Below are 2284 nucleotides of genomic sequence, written 5' to 3'. Positions count from 1 at the left end.
GGTCCCGTCCGGCGACGCCGACGGCTCGGTGGGCCTGCGGTCGCACGCCAACGGCAAGTACGTGACCGCTGAAAGCAGCGGTAACGCGCCGCTGATCGCCCGCGGCACCCAGATCTCGCTCTGGGAGAAGTTCATCCTCAGCAACGTCAACGGCGTGATCACGCTCAAGGCGGTCGTCAACGGCAAGTACGTCAGCGCCGAGAGCGCCGGCGGCAGCCCGCTGATCGCCAACCGCACCTCGGCCGGCGCGTGGGAGCAGTTCACCGTCGCCGAGGCGTCGTCGGTGGTCAGCCTCGGTGCGTACGCCAACGGCCTGCTCGTCACCGCAGAGAGCGCCGGCGGCGCGCCGCTGATCGCCCGCGGCCAGAGCTTCGGGCTGTGGGAGCGGTTCGACGTCGTCGACCTCGGTGACGGGTTCGTCGCACTGCGGGCGCAGGTCAACGGCAAGTACGTCACCGCCGAGAGCGCCGGTGGCCGGCCGCTGATCGCCCGGGCCGGCGCCGTCGGCGCGTGGGAGAAGTTCAGGGTGGTCTACAACGCCGACCTGTCCACCTCGCTGCTGGCCAACGCCAACGGCAAGTACGTCACCGCCGAGAGCGGCGGCGGCAGTCCGCTGATCGCCCGGGCCGGCGCCGTCGGCCCGTGGGAGGAGTACGCGCTGCTCGCCGTCTGATCCGTCGCACCACCCGGCGCCCGCCGAGCCGTTCGCGGCCCGGCGGGCGCCGTCGTGTTCAGGGGCCCGTTCCCGAACACCCTCGTTCGGTACTGGACGTACGGGTGATTGTGCCGAGGTCATCATTGTGGATCATCTATACGGGATCCCGCGTGTTCTTCGAATCCGTCATTCGTCGCGTGGGTCGTGATCGCGTCCGGCATGGACGCGAGGGCTTCTGAGGGCTTCTGGAGAGAGCACCGTATGACAAGTCGTCATCTACTCCGTCGCTGCGCTGCGGCGGGGATGACCTTCGCCGTTGTGACAGCGGCACTCGGCGTCACCACCGGTGGCGCGGCGATCGCCGCCCCGGCGAAGAAGGGCAAGGTGCTGGGCGCCCGCGCCGCGGGCGTGGTGAAAGACAGCTACATCGTCGTACTGAAGAACAAGAGCGCCAGCGCCGTCACGGTGCAGAGCACCGCCTCGTCGCTGACCCGCACCCACGGCGGTGTGGTGAAGCGGACGTACGCGAACGCGCTGAAGGGCTTCTCGGCCCAGATGAGCGCGGCCCAGGCGGAGCGGGTCGCGGCCCGCCCCGAGGTGGCCTACGTCGCGGCGAACCGCAAGGTGAAGGCGTACGACGTGCAGACCCCACCGTCGTGGGGGCTGGACCGGATCGACGAGCCGTACCTGCCGCTCGGCGGTTCCTACACGTACCCGGCGAAGGCTGCGAGCAACGTGCACGCCTACGTCATCGACACCGGGATCGAGGTCAACCACGGTGACTTCGAGGGCCGGGCGAGCCTCGGCCCGAACTTCTCCAACGAGGGCGACCCGAACCTCTCGACCGACTGCCACGGCCACGGCACGCACGTGGCCGGCACCATCGGCGGCGCCAAGTACGGCGTCGCCAAGGGCGTCCAGCTGGTCGGCGTACGGGTCCTCAACTGTGCCGGGGAGGGCACGGACGACGAGGTGATCGCGGGCATCGAGTGGGTCACGCAGAACGCCGTCAAGCCGGCGGTGGCCAACCTGAGCCTCGGTGGCGCCGGCGTGAGCACCGTGCTCAACGAGGCGGTGACCAAGTCCATCAACTCCGGCGTGACCTACGCGATCGCCGCCGGCAACGACGGCTGGGACTCCTGCTTCAACTCGCCGGCCAGCACCCCCGCGGCGATCACCGTCGGCGCCACGGACAAGGCCGACCGCCGCGCCGGGTTCTCCAACTTCGGCCGGTGCGTCGACGTCTTCGCTCCCGGCGTGGGCATCACCTCCGCCTGGTACAACCAGAAGGCGCCCAACATGCTGGAGACGAGGTCGCTGAGCGGTACGTCGATGGCGACCCCGCACGTCACCGGCGCGGCCGCTCTGCTGCTGGGGGCGACCCCGAACCTGACCCCGCAGCAGGTACGCGACAAGATCGTCGGTGGCGCGGTCAGCGGCGCCGTGACCGATCCGGGCGTCGGCTCGCCGAACAAGCTGCTCCAGGTGGGTGCCGCGGCCACCGACCCGGGTACGGTGCTGCGCCTGCGCGCCAGCGCCAACAACCAGGTCGTGACCGCCGACAGCGGCGGGAACTCCCCGCTGATCGCCAACCGCACCACGCCGGGGCTCTGGGAGGAGTTCGACGTG

At 70.3% G+C, this 2284-nt stretch carries 2 protein-coding genes; both read left to right on the top strand.

The features are described 5' to 3' along the window. On the top strand, positions 1-673 hold a 673-nt coding region (locus tag Pme01_RS30595), incomplete at its 5' end, for a fascin domain-containing protein (protein ID WP_444544230.1). Between the two features lie 300 nt (positions 674-973). Beyond that, positions 974-2284: S8 family peptidase (locus Pme01_RS30590; protein ID WP_239088567.1), on the top strand; the 1311-nt coding region annotated here is incomplete at its 3' end.

Source organism: Planosporangium mesophilum (assembly GCF_016863255.1).
GTDB lineage: Bacteria > Actinomycetota > Actinomycetes > Mycobacteriales > Micromonosporaceae > Planosporangium > Planosporangium mesophilum.
This window is presented reverse-complemented; position numbering and strand designations above follow the sequence as displayed.